Below are 232 nucleotides of genomic sequence, written 5' to 3'. Positions count from 1 at the left end.
GGGTAGCGCAGGAGCCGAGCTTCGTGAAAGGCACGAAGCAGCGTGCACAAGAGCCGACGCGCGCCATCAATCCGACGGTGTCGTTCCTCGGCCGCAAGCTGTCAGGCGACGACATCGAGGACGTCGAGAATTTCACTGAGTCTGGCGCGGTGGAAGCGGCGCCGCATGTCGAGCGTGAGACGATAGAGGCTCAGCCGGAAGCATCGCAGGTCGGGACGGCTCGCACAGCGGA

The 232-nt window shown here is 64.7% G+C and carries 1 protein-coding gene; it reads left to right on the top strand.

Going from position 1 to position 232, the window contains the following annotated elements:
• Positions 1–23: 23 nt before the first annotated feature.
• On the top strand, positions 24–232 hold a 209-nt coding region (locus tag SB753_RS41935; RefSeq protein WP_410805804.1), incomplete at its 3' end, for a hypothetical protein.

Origin of the sequence: Paraburkholderia sp. SIMBA_053 (genome assembly GCF_046534895.1) — a bacterium.
Classification (GTDB): Bacteria; Pseudomonadota; Gammaproteobacteria; order Burkholderiales; family Burkholderiaceae; genus Paraburkholderia; species Paraburkholderia caledonica.
The sequence above is the reverse complement of the archived record's forward strand: the minus strand, read 5'-3'. Positions and strand labels throughout refer to the sequence as shown.